The following is a 17,060-nucleotide window of genomic DNA, read 5'->3' on the forward strand; positions in this document are numbered from 1 at the left end:
CGTACGGAAACGTTACAACCGGTGTGCGTTTTTGCTGGTTGGCTTTGGCAAAATGGCAACCAAATCATTCATTGCGCAAACTATTTACAGGATTTGCCAGTGCGGCTTTTAAAGCTTTATAACCTACAGTAAACCAGCCTATCAATAACGAGGTTGTAATGGCTGCCACAAAAACCCATAAGCCCGGCGAAATACGATAGGCGAAAGTTTGCAGCCATCCGTTCATCAGGTACCAGGCAAGGGGCGCACCAATCACAAATGCCACTACCATAAGCACTAAAAACTCCTTCGAAAACAGGTAAACAATACTGCTTATTGATGCGCCTAAAATCTTCCGGATCCCTACCTCCCTGGTACGCTGTACCGCCATAAATGATACCAGGCCATACAAGCCAAGGCAGGAGATAAAAATCGCGATAAGCGCAAATACTTTATAAATCAGTTCGAGCTGGTTTTCCTGTTCATAAAATTTGGCAATGCTTTCGTCAACAAAAAAGCCGGTGTAGGCATATTCGGGATATTTCTTTTCCCAGGCACTTTGCACCAATGCTGCCGTTTTGGCAAGTCTTCGGCTTTCAATTTTTACCGCTATTTGCTGCTCTAATTGTTTTGAGGGGTACATGACCAACGGTTTAATTTCTTCGCGCATGGAGTTTGTTTTAAAATCGGCAACAACGCCTGTTATAGGCAGGTTTCCGTAACTGTCGAAGGTGATAGTTTTACCCAAAGCATCGTCGGCGCGTTTAATGCCGAGTTTGCGCACCAGGGTTTCATTAACCACCAGTTCGCGCGCGGTATCGCTGGCGCGATAAGCTTTACCCGCTATAAACCTGAGGTCAAATGTTTTAAAGTAATCCGCATCGGCCACTTTCATAAAAACATCAAAGCCCGGATCTTTTTCTGAATGATTGAAAAAGAAATTGCTTGAATTGTTATGCGACGACGATGGCGCATCAGCCGAAAAGCTCGCTGCCTTTACACCCGGCAATGTGAGTACCTGTTGTTTAAAGCTGTTCAATCGCGATAAACCTACGCTATCGGCGGGGCATGGTATAGCCAATACGGCTTCCTTATTAAATCCAAGATCGGCGTTGTTTACAAAATCCATTTGTTTAACGGCGATTACCGTTCCAATAATCAGCAGCTGTGAAATGGCAAACTGGGTAACTACCAACACACGGCGGAGCGATATGCCACCTACCGCGGCAGAATTAATTTTGTTTTTCAGCGCCTGGACAGGTTTAAACCCCGACACGATAATTGCCGGGTATATTCCCGAAAGCAGGATCACAGCAATTATTACGCAGGCCAGGCAAAGCAATATGCCAGGATTAAACAATCCAATGCTATCCGGAACGCTGGCAATATGTTTGAGTAATGGTAAAGCTATTTCGGCCACACATATAGCAAGCCCTGCCGAAAACAGCACGATAATAGCCGTTTCGCACATCACCAGGCCCATTAATTGCCCGCGGCTGCTCCCCAATACTTTCCGGATACCCACCTCTTTGGAGCGGCCGACAGATTGCGCCGTTGAAAGATTAATGAAATTGATAGATGCCATAACAATGATCAGCACTGCGATAAGCGACAGGGTACGCAGTGTGGACCTGCTTGTTACGTGATCGCCCAGCGTACCGCCAAAGCTGGTATCAAAGTGGATAGTTGATAAGGGCTGTGCTACAGCATATCTTTTTCTGGCAGTGCGTTTATTATTACTATTAAATTGCTTTTCGGAAAAACTGAGCATTTGACTTTCAATTGTGCTTTGCAGCACATTCGCCGGAAATTTTATATACACCTGGCAGTCACTGCTTGTTTCGTCCCAGGTATATGAATAATGATAGCTTTTGGCATTCTGCTTCCAGGTAATGTATGATACCAGCACTTTAAACGGGAGGTCGGTATTTGGGGGGACATCCTGTATCACACCTGCCACCTTTAGCGTTAACAGGTTGTCCATCCTGAGCGTTTTTCCTACCGCCGAATGCCAGCTACCAAAATATTTTATGGCGCTGCTTTTATCTATCACCACCATATTAGGATCTTTCAACGCCGATGCACTGCCGGCGAGCCATGTTGCTGAAAAAATATCGAAAAGCTGGGGTTCGGCGAACATAATGCCGGTGTCCTCTATAAATTTCTTAGCGCCCGCCGGATTGCCGTCAGCAGCCGGAGCAACGATCTGGCTTCCGTAAATGGCATTGATGCCTGCAACAACAGCCTGCGGAAAATAAAGGCGAAAAGCATCTACAGCAGGTGTTGAGATCCCGGCACTATACCTGATATTGCCTTCCCTGTCTTTTTTAGTAACGATGCGATAGGTACTTTTATAACCGGGCTGATACGTATCAAAGCTCAACTCATATTGAACAACTACAAATATCAGCAGGCAGGCCGCAATGCCCACCGCCAGCCCTGCTACATTAATGGCCGAGTAACTTTGGTGGCGGGTGATATTGCGCCACGCGATTTTAAAATAATTTTTGAACATATAGCTGCGGTTTAATTTCCCGGAAGACCACGTGATTGTGGCTTCATGCTTCGAAATTACCCCTGCAAACTGGGTGTGTCGTCTTAAGTTATAACTTGGGAACTCTTTTTGGGGCCCGCTTTTATATTCCGCCGGACTTTTACCTGTCATTTGTTTAAAAATGCGGTTAAAGGAGGATTTTGAATTAAACCCCGACTCCAGTGCTATGCCAAGCAAGGTTATATGGGCAAAAGCGGGGTCCTGCATTTTCCTGATTACTTCCGCAACGCGATATTCATTGATAAAATCGTTAAAGTTTTTTTTGAGCGCCACATTGATGATCCGGGATAGCTCATGAACGGTGAGCCCAAGCTTTTCGGCAAGCGAGGTCAAATTCAGCTCTGCATCCTGGTAATACCGGTTAGCCTCCATAGCCTTCCTGAGCCAGGTTCCCTTTTGCCTGAGCTCCGCCGAAACCGGTGCTTTCGAAACAGGAGAGGCCTGCTCAATAACCGAGGTTCCTGGTTTTGAATGGGCTGTAGCCGCTATCCAGATCATCATTCCCGCTAACAGCAAATACAAGGGATAGTATGCGTAGATTCCTAACGGGTAATGGAAATAAAAAAAATCTGCAGCAGCATAGGGCAGCCATAATAACCATAAAAAACCAAAGGCTTTGATTAACCGGGCCAGCCAGCGCATTTGGTTGCGATAGCGGTCATTTACGTTATTGAATTTCAACTGTTGGTAATAACTTTCAATCAGCCCGAAGGAAATATACAAATAGGCGACCACCGAAATGAAAGCCGCTATATTCAGTATCAGGCCCGTTTGCCCAAATACCGGTGTATGATAGGTTGCCGCGCCGGTGCTTATGCTTTGCCTAATCTCCAATACAAAAATGCCATGTTGCAGCAACAAGGGGATAAAGTGCAGCAGATGTGTGCGACGTAATTTATAGCCCGGCCGGGTTATCTTAAGCACGTAAAAATAGATGAACGGGCCCAGTGCCAGCGAAAATTGAAGCGGCAGCCGGCTCCAATGCGGGAAGTAAGCACCCAGCCCAATGCTTTTGCCCAATACCCAGGCCAGCCATAAAATAATGGTTAGCATGGCAAGGGACAGAAAACGGTTTGCAATAAGGTTAATGCTTTTGGTAAACCATAACAGCAGGCTAAAAGTAAACCCGATAAATATCGCAGCCAAAAACGTCAGGTCATAAGGGGTGATATGGAAGCTGTATGCGGTCAAGTTACAATAATTGTTTCAAAGGCTATTCCAACTTTATAATTTATTGATATACAATAAAATAATATTTCACAAGCAAAGCTATTGTAATAAAAGCGAACATTGGATTGTACGGGTTTGAACCAGAAATTTTTAGCACCCGGCATTCTCCCAACCCATGAATAATCCAATAACTGCAATTGATTGTGCATTGCGGTTTATAAATCAATTATATTTTTTTGTCTTTACATTTTCAGCTAAAATTACTGAAAAACACGATCAAAAATCTCACTATGAAAACAGTATTAATCACCGGGGCAAATAAAGGGATCGGCTTTGAAACCGCCAGGCAATTGGCACAACTAAATTGTTATGTTTATTTAGGCAGCAGGGATCAGGAAAACGGGCTTGAAGCAGTCAGGCAGTTGAAAGAGTTGGGCATAACTAATGTAGAAACTATAGTAATAGATGTGGCCGATATCAATAGTGTGCGTGGGGCGAGAGCGGAATTGGAGGTTAAAATTGGTTCGTTAGATATTTTAATAAACAATGCGGGAATTGCCGGCGACCAGCCTCAAAACCTCGCTGCTGTTTCTATCGAAAACCTGCGCAGGATATTCGACACCAATTTTTTTGGTGCAGTTCAAACCACACAGGAGTTTCTGCCGCTGCTAAAAAAATCAGGCCAGGGGGCTATCATCAACGTTTCCAGTGAAACCGGCTCCCTCGCTGTGCACACCGCTGCGGAACGAAATTCCAACCGGGCTAAATACCACGCCTACGGTTCGTCAAAAACAGCCTTAAACGCTTTTACGGTAATGCTGGCAAATGAGCTTTATGATACCGGTATTAGTGTTAATAGTGTTACACCGGGATATACAGCTACCGGTCTTAATCAATTTCAGGGGGCAAAAACTGCCAAACAAGGTGCCCTACCTATTGTGAAGCTGGCAACCCAATCCCAACCGCATGTTACCGCAAAATTTTTTAAAGATGGCGGAGAGGTAGGCTGGTAACCTGTTTTAATTTGATAAAAACAGCCATTGTTCAATAAAAAGGGATGTTTTGTTTTTCCATCTATTTATCCGCTATGCTCATATTGCTGAGTTTTTATAACCTCCTTATTCATTTCTCAAACTATCTACCGGATTTGCCCTGGCAGCTTTCAATGTGTGATAGCTTACCGCTATAAGAGCTGTTGGTATGGATATTATCGCGCCTTCGGTTAACAACAGCCAATCCGGCTTAATACGATATGCAAAGTTTTGCAGCCACTCGTTGGCTAAATACCAGGCTAAAGGGGCTGCTATTACAAATGCACCGGCGGCCAGGTATATAGTACCACGGTTAAGCTGCAAAAACAGGCTGCTTACCGATGCGCCTAATACCTTACGGATCCCAATTTCTTTTGTACGGTTAATAGTAGTAAGGCCCGACAGGCCAAACAGCCCGAGGCAAGCCAAAATAATAGCGATGGCGCATGATGTAGTTATGGTGGTCATCCACTTTAAATAAGCCTCATAGCTTTCGGCAACTTTTTCATCCAAAAAACTATAATTGAGCGGCAGGTTGTTTGTAAGGCCATTCCATTCCTTTTTTAGCTTTTCCATTGCCAGCGGGATGCTTTGATGCGGCTTGATCCTAAACCAGATATAAAAATTACGCCCGCGGTTAACAGTATGATAGCCGGGCTTTATAGCCTGCGTAAGGTCACGGTTGTGATAGTCTTTACAAACACCAATAATCACCCCGCCAATGGTCGGGTTATAAACATTTAAGGCGGGCTTACCAAGCAAATTGTACAGTGTTTGATTAATAATAGTATTATGCCTCAATTTAGTCCCTTCTGGTTTCTTCTGCGCCTCGGTTAATTCAAACGATGCACTGTCGCTTGCTATATCGCGCGAAAAATCCCTGCCCAGCACTATAGGTATTTTATTGAATTTAAAGTAATCAAAATCGGCATTCAAATGATCAATCTGCACTTTAGCTCCGTTAACCGTATGTGTATTGATATTGCAGCCGCCAAATAAAAATGAAGTGGCAACAGTACCGGCCATAAAAGGCTGGGTATCTGCCCAATGGTAAAGTTGACGCTGTAAACCATCAGCTTGTTGCTTACTTGTAAATGCATATGGGTTTTCAATCATCACCACCTGGTCTTTATCAAATCCCATTTCGGTTTGGTTAACAAAACGCATTTGCTTATTGATAATGAGCGATGATAGTACCAGTACCACACAAACGCCAAATTGTACCACTATGAGACTTTTGGATAATATGGGGCTTATCCGATAAGCCGAAAAACCGCGCATAATATTTAACGGTTTCAAGCCCGACATGGCATAAGCCGGATAGATCCCGGCCAGTACACCAAGCGCCAGGCTCAACGCTGTTAATAATACAGCCAGGTCGGCAAACGAAAAATTGTTTAACGAAATACTTGCCCCGGTAATATGGTTAAAGAAGGGAATAGCTATAACGGCCAGCAAAAAACCCGCCGCTACCGAAATAAATGCCAGCACCTGTGTTTGGGTGTAATACTGGAATATAATTTGCACACGGCCTGCGCCAATGGTTTTGCGCACACCCACATCCTGCGAACGTGAAACCGCATTAGTAAGGGTAAGTAATACATAATTAAAGCAAGCTATTACCAAAATAAGTACCGCGAGGCATACCAGCTGGTAAATATTTTTCAAGTTGCTGTAGTGGTTCCAGGCACCGCCGCTATTATAATGCGCATCGGTAAATGGCCTTAAACGAATGTAGGTGCCAGGCACTTTAGTTTCTGGTGCCAGGCTTTGAGCAACCTCCTGTAATGGCTTAAAATAGTTTTTGGAAAAAGCATCCAGTTTATGTTGAAAACGTGTTATATCAGTTCCTCTTTTCAGCTTTATGATGAGTATTTCACTAAATGTGTTAAGCCCGTTCTTCATTTTTTCAGTATAACCGTCCATTGAAGTAAGCGGCATCACCATATCAAACTGCATGCTGGAGTTGGCGGGAAAATCCTTCATCAAACCGACAATACTTACCGGCACCGGTATAGAATCTCCGGGGACCATCACTGTTTTACCGATGGGATCGGCATTGCCAAAATATTTTTTTGCCAAACGCTCACTGATCACTGCCTGGTTGTGGCCCGACAATACAGTTTCAGGGTCGCCCTGCAGCAGGGGATAATTAAACACCTTAAAAAAATCGGCGTCAACAAACGTTAGCGTATGTCCATCTTCCTGAAAGTTCTGGTTGCCTACTTTAATAATCGGCTTATAATAGCCATCAAACCTTATAGTGCGCTCAACCTCGGGAAAATTTCGCTTTAGGTCGGGCCCTAAAACAGGCGGGGTGACTACTGTATTCTCCTCATCCTCTTCTTTTGTTAAAAACGAAAAAAAACTTTTGCTCTTTTTATCATCTTCAGCCGGGCCACTTATACCTGTTTCTTCAACCCTGTATAACTGTCCTGCATCATTGTGAAATTTATCAAACGATTGTTCGTTTTTTAAATGCAGATAAACCAATATACAAAACGCACTTGCTATACCAAGCCCGATAATATTTATGCCCGTATACAATTTGTTGCGAAAAATATTCCTTAAAGCGAGTACGAGGTTGATCTTTAGCATAAGTGTTTAAGTTTAGTGTTAATGATAAATCAGAAACCGGTTTTTAGCATAGGATATGTCATCCTTACCTATTACCCGGCTGTTTTACCAAAATTATACCACCACCATAATTAACTGTATATCAAATAGTAATATTGTTAAAAAAACATACACATCGTCCGTTTACGGACAGTAACCGTGCGGAAGCAGACAGATGGTATTTTAAATTTCATTTGCAATCTCGCTTTCCTAACCAGGACGGATCGGGCTGACGAAGCGTAGCTTCGTCATATACAGAGAACGCCACAAAACTAAGCATCCCTGCTTTAACCAATGGTGGCAGCATTTTGTCACCATCCAATTCAAACAGCCGCGGCGATTTAAAAAACTCTCAAAAAACGTATAAAAATCAACTTAAAAATCAGCCCCTATCTTCAGCAACCCTGAAACACCAAACAAACACTCCAAGAAGTTTTAAATACTGATTATCAACACATTAAACATGTTTCGTGTAAAAACTTAAAATACTGAATATCAAACAATAGCATTTTAAACCCGTTTCACTGTTTCACTCTCAAAAAATGGAACATTCCTATTTTCAGGAAAAAGAAGCGCCGGGCTTTTTCCAATTTTTTTTCGGGAATCAAAAAATTGGGACACCCACTTTGTTACAATGATAACGATATATAAAGATACTGCTGCCGCAAGCCTCCCGGCTTGTGGCCCGCTTACTATGTATCCGATATAAAGACATATTTGCACAGCGCTAAAGCCACACATTACAGTCATTTTGTTGCAATTAACAATAATTCATTAAGTTGGTGTACCTTATCATCGGCATAAAAAATTAAATTTGCAGCTGCAAACATTCATTCTTTTGGACAGAAAACTGATTATAGGAACCCGTGGCAGTGAATTGGCTTTATGGCAGGCCAATTTCGTTAAAGACAGCCTCGCTGCCATTAACATTACCGCCGAGTTAAAGATCATTAAAACCCAGGGCGACCGGATCCTGAACCTCAGCTTTGATAAGCTGGAGGGTAAAGGCTTTTTTACCAAAGAATTAGAAGAAGAATTAATAGCCGGCACCATTGATATTGCGGTCCACTCACATAAGGACCTGCCAACTGAAAATCCTCCGGGACTCATCATCGCAGCAGTTTCAGAACGGGAAGACCCGGCTGAACTGTTGTTGATCTTGAAGGATTGTGTTGATGTGCACCAAAAGCTGTCTGTTAAATACGGAGCTATTGTGGGTACCTCATCAAACCGTCGTAAAGCCCAGTTACTGGCCCACCGCCCCGACCTTGAAATTGAAGACCTGCGCGGCAACGTGCCTACCCGCATAGGTAAGCTGCGCGATGAAAAATATGATGCCATTATGCTGGCCAAAGCCGGTGTTACCCGTTTAGGCCTCGACCTGAGCGAGTTTCATGTGGAAGAGATCACCCCGGTTGAGCTGATCCCCGCACCTGCACAAGGCGCATTAGCTATCCAGATCCGCGAAACAGATCACGAACTTTTTGACGCACTGCAGGCTTTACATCATACTGATGTAGCCGAAGAGCTTGCTGTTGAGCGTACCGTATTGAAATTATTTGGCGGCGGCTGCCACCTGCCTTTGGGCTGTTACTGCCGCAGGGAAGATGGCCTTTTCCAGGTGTTTACCTCTAAGGCTGATGAAGGTGACCAGTTTCCGGACAGGCTGTTTTTAGAAACATCAACCACCGAAGGGCTGGCAGAAAAAGTAGTAGCCAAATTTGCCAAAGGCCGTAAACACCCTGCAAGCGTGTTTATTTCGCGTGAACTTGGTGAGCAAAGTTATTTCCGCAAAGCACTTGAAAAACATGGCATTCAAATAGAAGACCGTTCATTGATCCGTACCGTTCCCGTGATCACCCGCTTCGATTCCTATATCTTAAAAAATATTGATTGGGTATTCTTCTCCAGCAAAAACGCTGTTGAATATTTTTTCCAGCTCAACCCGCAATTCCCTAAAAAGGTAAAATTTGGGGTAATGGGCAGCGGCAGTGAAGAAATGCTGCGCCGCAAAGGCCACTTTACCGACTATGTGGGCGAAGGCACCGATACCGCCGAAGTGGCTGAAGAATTTGCCAAGCTGGCCAACGGTAAGATAGTACTGTTCCCCGGAGCGGAAAGCCCCATGAGGAGTATCCAACAAGGCTTATCTGCCGATACCAAAATTATCGACCTACCGGTTTATGAAACTGTATTGGAAGAAGATGTGGAAGCCAGCGGCGCTGATGTGATGGTGTTTACCAGTCCATCAAACGTGGAGGCTTACTTTGCCGATAACCTGCTTGATCCCTACCAAAAGGTAGTGGCCATTGGTAAATCAACCGGCAAAAAATTTGATGAAATGGGTGTAAAATACACGCTCCCCTACTCACCCGACGAAGTTGGGCTGGCAGAGGCCGTGTTTGGGTTATAAGTCGCCCCCCGACCCCCTAAAGGGGAGTAAGCGGATAAGGCGTACATATAACTGAAATATTAATAAATTAAAATAGAAAACTCCCCCTTTAGGGGGGTTGGGGGGCATATGTTACAACGACCAAGAAGGAACCGCAAAAGTGAAGTGATCCGCCAGATGGTGCAGGAAACGCATGTTAGCGCTGCTAACCTGATTTTCCCGCTGTTTATTATTGATGGCGTTAACCAGAAAAGTGAAGTGGCATCAATGCCGGGTATCTATCGTTATTCTATCGATAACCTGCTGCGCGAAATTGAGAGCTGCCTTAAACTGGGGCTTAACTCTTTCGACCTGTTCCCCAATATTGCCGAAGAACTGAAGGACAAATTTGCTACCGAAAGCTACCGCGATGAAAGTTTGTACCTGCGCGCTATCCGCGAGGTAAAGAAAAATTTCCCGGAAGCCTGTGTTATTACCGACGTGGCAATGGACCCATACAGCAGCGACGGCCACGACGGCATTGTGGAAAATGGCGTGATCTTGAACGACGAAACGTTGGACGTTTTGGGTAAAATGGCCCTGGCTCATGCACAATCGGGAGCCGATATCATTGCCCCATCGGATATGATGGATGGTCGCGTAGGTTATATCCGCAATGTGCTTGATGATAATGGTTTTACCAATGTATCCATCATGTCATACTCGGCTAAATACGCGAGCGCGTTTTACGGCCCGTTCAGGGATGCGTTAAATTCTGCACCAAAGTTTGGCGATAAAAAAACTTACCAGATGAACCCGGCCAACCAGCGCGAAGCCCTGATTGAAGCCGAACTGGATGAACTGGAAGGCGCCGACTTTTTGATGGTGAAACCGGCCCTGCCCTACCTTGACGTTATTAAACTGATAAAAGATAATACCGAACTACCTGTCGCCGCCTATAACGTAAGCGGCGAGTATGCCATGATCAAAGCCGCTATACAACGCGGCTGGTTAAATGAGCAGCGTGCCATTACCGAGGTGCTTACCAGCATCCGCCGTGCCGGCGCAACAGCTATTTTAACTTATCATGCCAAAGAGGTTTTGGAGAATAAATGGTTGTAGGGTAGTGATTAGAGGTTGGAGATAAGAGGTTAGGAAATAACCGGTGGTCAGAGGTTAGAGATAAGAGATTAGGAAAAACCAAAATATAAAACAACCGTCATTATAAGGCACGAAGCAATCCCCGATTGGCAGGTTCGCCCTGTATAGTTCGCGATTGCTTCGTCCCTCGCAATGACGGCTTTGATAAAATTAGCTTTAAGCTTACAATATGTTCGATTCAATAAAAAAGATGTTTTCAGCAGAGGATGAACCGGTAAATACTACGGGCAGGCCCGATATCAGTCGTGAAAAATCGGCGGAGCTTTATGCTAAGGCGCAAACGTATTTTCCGGGTGGGGTTAACTCGCCTGTGAGGGCTTTTAAATCAGTTTATGGTACGCCGCTGTTTATTCAAAAAGGCGACGGCAGCCATATCTGGGATGCTGATGGTAACGAGTTTATCGACTACTGCTGCTCATGGGGACCACTGATCCTCGGTCATAACAATGCCAAAGTAAGGGAAAAGGTTATAGAGGTTATGCAAAACGGCATGAGCTTCGGAGCACCTACTGCTTTAGAAAATGAGCTGGCCGAACTGATCCTGAAAAACAATAAATTTATTGAAAAAATCCGTTTTGTAAGCTCAGGCACCGAAGCCGTAATGTCGGCTATTAGGTTGGCAAGAGGCTATACTAAACGCGATAAGATCCTGAAATTTGAAGGCTGCTATCATGGTCATGCCGATGCTTTATTGGTAAAAGCAGGCTCAGGCCTGGTAACCTTTGGCGAAACCTCATCAGCCGGTGTCCCTAAATCAGTTGCCGACGAAACTATCGTAGTGGCGCTTAACGATAAAGAGGCTTTAGCTAAAGCTTTTGAAGAATTTAAAGATCAGATTGCAGCGGTGATCATTGAGCCCGTGCCGGCCAATAACGGTTTGCTTTTACAGGAAAAAGAATACCTGCAATACCTGCGCGACGTTTGTACACAAAACGGCACCATGCTTATTTTTGACGAGGTGATCTCCGGTTTCCGTGTAGGTTTTGAGGGTGCTGCCGGCTACTATCAAATTAAACCTGATATCATTACTTACGGTAAAATTATTGGCGGCGGCATGCCGGTTGGTGCGTATGGTTCATCGGCAGCTATCATGAGTAATATCTCGCCCGAGGGTTCGGTTTACCAGGCAGGTACCTTATCAGGTAACCCGGTTGCTATGGGCGCCGGTATTGCCCAGCTCAGCGAGCTTTTACGCATGGGCTTTTACCGCGACCTGAACAATAAAACAGAAGAGTTCGTAGAAGCTATCCAGCGTTTTGCCGCTGCCCGCAATTATAAATTTAAGGTGTTTGGTATAGGCTCCATATTTTGGTTTGCTTTTACAGATAAAGAGTATATTCGTAAAGCCGAAGATATTGATGCATCAAGCATGGAGAAATTCAAAAAGTTCCACCGCGAGTTGCTGAACAGGGGCATTTATTTAGGCCCGTCGGGTTATGAGGTTGGCTTTATATCATCAGCCCATACCAAAACCGACCTGGAGAAAACAAAACGTGCTATATTTGATAGTTTGGATCTGGTATTCAATAGTAAATAACCCCGCCCAACCCTCCCCAAAGGGGAGGACTATTGCGAGGTGGCATTAAAATAATCATAGAAAGTCTCCCCTTTCGGGGGAGATTTAGAGGGGGTTTATGAAAAAGTCATTCGTTATTTTTTACGCGCTCATCACCTATGCCGTTGCCGAACTGGTATGGTGGGGCTATATGCTGGTTACGCTGCAACCACGCCGTACCGGTATGATCCTGGGCGAAGGGGCCATGTTTGTGGCCGTGTTTCTGATTGGCGCTATCAACCTGCACCGTTCTTTCAATAAAGAGCGCCGACTGCAGGAGCAAAAAAAGAATTTCCTGCTTTCGGTAACGCATGAGCTGAAATCACCGCTGGCTTCTATCAAGATCCTGCTGCAAACTATTCAGAAACGCCATCTGACCAAAGAACAGCTTCTTGATTTTATTGAGAAATCATTGAACGATGTGGAGCGTCTGGACGACATGGTTGAAAACATGCTGCTTGCATCTAAAATAGAGAACCGCTCATACAGCTTTCCTAAGGCCAGCTTTAACCTTTCGGTTTTGGTCGACAGTATTGTTAACCGCCTACAGATCTCCAAATGCGATTGCAACCAGCAGATCATCGAGGCTGAGATTGAGCCAAAGGTGGAGATTATTGGTGATAAGTTTGCCCTTACATCAGTGGTAACCAATTTAATTGAAAACGCTGTAAAATATTCAAGCCCCTGCTCGTCTGTTGGGGTAAAGCTGTTCTCAAAAGACGATAAAGTTTATTTACAGGTAGCCGATCATGGCATTGGTATTGCCGACGAGGAAAAAACCCGCATATTTGAGCGTTTTTACCGCGTAGGCAGCGAAGAAACCCGTAACACCAAAGGTACCGGACTGGGCCTTTATATTGTTAAGGAGGTGTTGGATAAACACCAGGCCAGCATCAGGGTTAAGGACAACCGCCCGGCTGGTAGTATTTTTGAAGTTACATTTGGATTAACCTAAATTAAGACATGAATAATATGCCCAACAAAAAAAGAATTTTATTGGCCGAAGACGAAGAGCATTTGTTAGAAGCAATTAAGCTTAACCTTGAGCTGGAAGGCTATAAGGTAACTCCGGCTAAAAACGGAAAAAAAGCTTTACAGTTGTTTAAAGAAGAACGCTTTAACCTCGTGATACTTGACGTAATGATGCCCGAGATTGACGGCTTTGTAGTAGCCGAAACCATCAGGCTTGAAAATACCGAAGTACCTATCATGTTCCTTACGGCTAAAAACACCAACGAGGACAAGATCTCGGGCTTAAAAAAAGGTGCTGATGATTATCTTACCAAACCGTTTAACCTTGAAGAGCTTATTTTAAGGGTGAACAACCTGGTAAAACGCAGCCTGAAAGGTGAAGACCTGAAAGAGTTTAACAGCTACAAAATAGGCGATAAAACCATTCATTTTAACTCGTTTGAACTGGTTAATGAAGATGGCTCCATTACCGCACTTACCAAAAAGGAAACCATGCTGCTTAAATTGTTGATTGAGCGTCGTAATGATGCTGTATCGCGCGAGCAGATCCTGGAAACCGTTTGGAACTATGACGTTTATCCGTCAACCCGTACTATCGATAACTTCATCCTAACCTTCCGTAAGTATTTTGAACCAGATCCTAAAAACCCGGTTTATTTTCACTCTATCCGTGGCGTAGGCTATAAATTTACCGATAACCAGCATTAATGTTCAGTAACAGGACACGTATATTCATTGCGTTTATTTTTCTGCTGTCGTTAGGTGTACTGGTGTATTTCCGTATTTATGAGCTTGCAGCAGTAGCAGTAATGATGATCATCCTGCTCATCTGGGATTATTTCAGGCAGGGCACGTTAGTTGTAGCATCCAAACATTTTCATGTAAAGGATTATGATAAAACCGCTGCTTCGTTAAATGAGATCATGAAACCCGAATGGCTCAGCAAAAACCGCCGGGGATATTATGAATTTATATACGGTGGCTTATGCTTGCAAAAGCAGGATTTTGAAGGGGCAGAAATGCACTATGAAATAGCGGCACAATATCCCTTACGTTCGGTTAATGATCATGTAGCCGCACTTGTTAGCGTGGCCAATATCAGCATCAGGCGTGGTAATTTTGAAAAAGCCAAAGCCTACTTACAATTAACCGAGCAGCATAAAGAAAAAATAACTGCCAAAATGAGGGAAGTGATAAGCCGACTTCAGCAGGAGTTGAAAAAAGAGACAAGACTTTAAGAGTCAGGAGTCAAGACAAGAAAGTCGCGAGACAGTAAAATAAGATTAAGAGACAGGACAATTAGAGTCAAGAGACAAGACAACAAGAGTCAAGAGGGGACGAGATTTCCTTCTTGCATCTTGATTCTTGACTTCTTGACTCTGAGGCCTCCGGCCTCTCCACAAAATATGAGAGATTCGTTATTAATAAAAGCGGCATTTTCGGAGCAAACAGAACGCCCCCCGGTTTGGATGATGAGGCAGGCGGGCCGCTTTATGAAAGAGTATTGGGACATTAAAAACAAATACTCGTTCCTTGAAATGTGCAAAACACCGGAGATTGCTGCCGATGTTACCATGCTGCCTGTCGACCTGTTAGGCATCGACGGCGCTATCCTGTTTTCAGATATCCTGGTAACCGGCGAAGCCATGGGCGGCGACCTGAGCTTTAACGCAGGTGTTGGTCCGCTGTTTGCTAATCCCGTACGTACACAGGCAGATGTTGATGCATTACAAACTGATGTGTTGGATAAACTGCAATACGTTGGCGATGCCATCAAAGTAATTCAGCAGCGTCTTGCCGGCCGCATCCCGTTGATAGGTTTTGCAGGAGCGCCGTTTACCGTAATGAGCTATTTGGTTGAAGGCGGATCATCAAAAGATTTTAAACGCACCAAGCTGATGCTGCACAATGAGCCGGAAATGGCCCATCAGCTGCTATCAAAAATAGCAACTGTTACTGCAGATTATCTGAACATGCAGATTGCTGCGGGCGTAAATGCGGTACAGATCTTTGACAGCTGGGCGCAGGCTTTGGCATGGGATGATTATAAAGAATTTAGCCACCGTTATATTGCGGAGATCATCAGCAAGCTGAACCGTAAAGATATCCCGGTGATCTCGTTCTGCAAAGGAAGTTCTGTTTTTGCACCACTGATGGCCGAGGCTAAGCCGGATGTAATTTCGATAGACTGGAATGTTGATCTGTTAGATATCAAAAAACGCTTACCGGCAGGCATAGCGGTACAGGGTAATCTTGATCCGCATATTCTTTATGCTGATAAAAAAGTAATTAAAGAACGCATCTACCGCCTGTTCGACCGTATGAAAGGCGAAAACGGCTTCGTCTTCAACTTGGGTCACGGCATTATGCCTGATATCCCGTTTGATAACGTGAAGTACGCGGTAGAAGTGATAAAAGAATATTAGCCCCCCAGCCCCCTAAAGGGGGAGTAACGGAGGGATAACAATAATAGAAACGATTTAAAACTGCCCCTTTAGGGGGCCGGGGGGCTAATGTACCAATACGTTCTCGCCATACACATCATTTTTGTAGTCTGCTGGATGGCGGGGCTGTTTTATATTGTGCGCTTGTTTATCTATCACACCGAAGCACAGGATAAACCCGAGCCGGAACGTACCATACTTTCCAAACAATTTGAGATCATGGAAAGCAGGCTGTGGAACGTGATAGCCAAGCCATCTATGTTGCTTACCATACTGGCAGGCTGCACCATGTTGTACTTAAGCCCTGTATGGTTAAAAATGCCTTGGCTGCATATCAAATTAGCTTTTGTATTTGGCCTGGTGGGCTATCACCACATTTGCGAATCCAAAATCAAGCAAATGCGCAATGGTGTTTTCAAATGGACTTCGAGCCAGCTACGCCTTTGGAATGAGCTCGCTACCGTTTTCCTGTTTGCCATCGTTTTTCTTGCTGTAAAAAAGGATGCTTTGAGCTGGGTATTCGGTGTAGTTGGGATAATTTCTTTAGGGGTGATATTGATGATTGCCGTGAAGATCTATAAGCGGTATAGGGAGAAGAAAGAATCTTAATTAAAGTTCATCACTTTTAAAGGTGAATGTGCTGCAATAAAATAAAAATCCCTATCATCATTTAAAAGAGTTACTTTGTTCCTTATTGCGTAAACTGCAATCAGACAATCGTTTGGTTTGCGTACAGTAACACCTCTTTTTCTTAAATCCCGATATAGGCTTGCAGCTTCAGTAGCAGTTACATAGGGATCTCCTTTTAATTTAGTCATGCTATCGAAATAAGATTTAATTTTCTTCACTTCGGCATCTGAAACTACACCTTGTAATATCTCCTGCATTATTGTAGGACAGGTTGCCACTATGATATTTGCCAGGTTGTTCCTCAAAAACTTGCTTGAATCTGTTTCAATTCCTTTAAAAAAGTTGACCCATACGGACGTATCTACCAGAATAATATCCATTATTCAAAAGCCTTATCATCAAGTTCGACTTTCCCCCATAATTCAGCAAGCTTCTTTTGATTTTCAATTGTAACATATAATCTCAAAGCTTCTTCAATTACAGCTTTCTTTGTCTTTATATTACCCAGTTTCTGAGCCTTTGCTATTAGCTCATCATTAATATCAACGTTCGTTCTCATACACATAAATTTTAATAA

The 17,060-nt window shown here is 44.0% G+C and carries 13 protein-coding genes; 9 read left to right on the forward strand and 4 right to left on the reverse strand.

The window, feature by feature from the left end; translation table 11 throughout:
* Positions 1-64: 64 nt before the first annotated feature.
* A complete protein-coding gene (locus SNE26_RS18430; protein ID WP_321555381.1) occupies positions 65-3,724 on the reverse strand; it encodes an ABC transporter permease in 3,660 nt (1,219 codons plus the stop codon).
* Between the two features lie 269 nt (positions 3,725-3,993).
* Here SNE26_RS18430 and SNE26_RS18435 point away from each other — a divergent pair, with 269 nt between their 5' ends.
* The gene (locus SNE26_RS18435) at positions 3,994-4,716 is read left to right on the forward strand and encodes an SDR family NAD(P)-dependent oxidoreductase (RefSeq protein WP_321555382.1); all 723 of its coding nucleotides are present in this window, start codon (positions 3,994-3,996) and stop codon (positions 4,714-4,716) included.
* Positions 4,717-4,821: 105 nt separating this feature from the next.
* On the opposite strand, the gene SNE26_RS18440 is transcribed toward SNE26_RS18435, so the two are convergent.
* Positions 4,822-7,332, reverse strand: coding sequence for an ABC transporter permease (locus SNE26_RS18440; RefSeq protein ID WP_321555383.1), 2,511 nt, complete (start codon positions 7,330-7,332; stop codon positions 4,822-4,824).
* 856 nt (positions 7,333-8,188) lie between these two features.
* On the opposite strand from SNE26_RS18440, the gene hemC reads away from it, so the two are divergent.
* The 8 genes from hemC to SNE26_RS18480 all read left to right on the forward strand — a co-directional run bounded on the left by hemC (position 8,189) and on the right by SNE26_RS18480 (position 16,462).
* On the forward strand, positions 8,189-9,763 hold the full coding sequence (hemC, locus tag SNE26_RS18445; protein WP_321555384.1) for a hydroxymethylbilane synthase: 1,575 nt from the start codon (positions 8,189-8,191) through the stop codon (positions 9,761-9,763).
* Positions 9,764-9,871: 108 nt separating this feature from the next.
* Positions 9,872-10,843: a porphobilinogen synthase gene (hemB, locus tag SNE26_RS18450; RefSeq protein WP_321555385.1), complete on the forward strand. Its 972-nt coding sequence runs from the start codon at positions 9,872-9,874 to the stop codon at positions 10,841-10,843.
* A 208-nt stretch (positions 10,844-11,051) separates the two neighbouring features.
* The gene (gene hemL, locus SNE26_RS18455) at positions 11,052-12,419 is read left to right on the forward strand and encodes a glutamate-1-semialdehyde 2,1-aminomutase (protein ID WP_321555386.1); all 1,368 of its coding nucleotides are present in this window, start codon (positions 11,052-11,054) and stop codon (positions 12,417-12,419) included.
* Between the two features lie 97 nt (positions 12,420-12,516).
* Complete coding sequence (locus SNE26_RS18460; RefSeq protein WP_321555387.1) at positions 12,517-13,392, forward strand: ATP-binding protein; 876 nt, start codon at positions 12,517-12,519, stop codon at positions 13,390-13,392.
* A 17-nt stretch (positions 13,393-13,409) separates the two neighbouring features.
* Positions 13,410-14,117 carry a response regulator transcription factor gene (locus tag SNE26_RS18465; RefSeq protein WP_090529686.1) on the forward strand — a complete coding sequence of 236 codons (708 nt, stop codon included), beginning with the start codon at positions 13,410-13,412 and terminating at the stop codon, positions 14,115-14,117.
* The gene (locus SNE26_RS18470; protein WP_321555388.1) at positions 14,117-14,647 is read left to right on the forward strand and encodes a hypothetical protein; all 531 of its coding nucleotides are present in this window, start codon (positions 14,117-14,119) and stop codon (positions 14,645-14,647) included. Before SNE26_RS18465 ends, SNE26_RS18470 begins: the two co-directional genes overlap by 1 nt.
* A 168-nt stretch (positions 14,648-14,815) precedes the next feature.
* On the forward strand, positions 14,816-15,835 hold the full coding sequence (hemE, locus tag SNE26_RS18475; protein ID WP_321555389.1) for a uroporphyrinogen decarboxylase: 1,020 nt from the start codon (positions 14,816-14,818) through the stop codon (positions 15,833-15,835).
* Positions 15,836-15,922: 87 nt separating this feature from the next.
* Positions 15,923-16,462 carry a CopD family protein gene (locus tag SNE26_RS18480; RefSeq protein WP_321555390.1) on the forward strand — a complete coding sequence of 180 codons (540 nt, stop codon included), beginning with the start codon at positions 15,923-15,925 and terminating at the stop codon, positions 16,460-16,462.
* On the opposite strand, the gene SNE26_RS18485 is transcribed toward SNE26_RS18480, so the two are convergent.
* A complete protein-coding gene (locus tag SNE26_RS18485) occupies positions 16,459-16,863 on the reverse strand; it encodes a PIN domain nuclease (RefSeq protein WP_321555391.1) in 405 nt (134 codons plus the stop codon). The two genes, SNE26_RS18480 and SNE26_RS18485, sit on opposite strands and share 4 nt — an antisense overlap.
* Positions 16,863-17,042 carry a type II toxin-antitoxin system VapB family antitoxin gene (locus SNE26_RS18490; protein WP_321555392.1) on the reverse strand — a complete coding sequence of 60 codons (180 nt, stop codon included), beginning with the start codon at positions 17,040-17,042 and terminating at the stop codon, positions 16,863-16,865. The genes SNE26_RS18485 and SNE26_RS18490 overlap by 1 nt, the downstream gene beginning before the upstream one ends.
* Positions 17,043-17,060 lie beyond the last annotated feature (18 nt).

The sequence above is a fragment of the Mucilaginibacter sp. cycad4 genome (assembly GCF_034263275.1).
In the GTDB taxonomy this organism is placed as follows: domain Bacteria; phylum Bacteroidota; class Bacteroidia; order Sphingobacteriales; family Sphingobacteriaceae; genus Mucilaginibacter.

Excerpts from the sequence above, each read along its gene's own strand:
- SNE26_RS18435 (WP_321555382.1), top strand. The coding sequence starts at position 3,994 with ATGAAAACAGTATTAATCACCGGGGCAAATAAAGGGATCGGCTTTGAA.
- SNE26_RS18440 (WP_321555383.1), bottom strand. The coding sequence starts at position 7,332 with ATGCTAAAGATCAACCTCGTACTCGCTTTAAGGAATATTTTTCGCAAC.
- hemB (WP_321555385.1), top strand. The coding sequence starts at position 9,872 with ATGTTACAACGACCAAGAAGGAACCGCAAAAGTGAAGTGATCCGCCAG.
- hemL (WP_321555386.1), top strand. The coding sequence starts at position 11,052 with ATGTTCGATTCAATAAAAAAGATGTTTTCAGCAGAGGATGAACCGGTA.
- SNE26_RS18460 (WP_321555387.1), top strand. The coding sequence starts at position 12,517 with ATGAAAAAGTCATTCGTTATTTTTTACGCGCTCATCACCTATGCCGTT.
- SNE26_RS18465 (WP_090529686.1), top strand. The coding sequence starts at position 13,410 with ATGCCCAACAAAAAAAGAATTTTATTGGCCGAAGACGAAGAGCATTTG.
- SNE26_RS18470 (WP_321555388.1), top strand. The coding sequence starts at position 14,117 with ATGTTCAGTAACAGGACACGTATATTCATTGCGTTTATTTTTCTGCTG.
- hemE (WP_321555389.1), top strand. The coding sequence starts at position 14,816 with ATGAGAGATTCGTTATTAATAAAAGCGGCATTTTCGGAGCAAACAGAA.
- SNE26_RS18480 (WP_321555390.1), top strand. The coding sequence starts at position 15,923 with ATGTACCAATACGTTCTCGCCATACACATCATTTTTGTAGTCTGCTGG.
- SNE26_RS18485 (WP_321555391.1), bottom strand. The coding sequence starts at position 16,863 with ATGGATATTATTCTGGTAGATACGTCCGTATGGGTCAACTTTTTTAAA.
- SNE26_RS18490 (WP_321555392.1), bottom strand. The coding sequence starts at position 17,042 with ATGAGAACGAACGTTGATATTAATGATGAGCTAATAGCAAAGGCTCAG.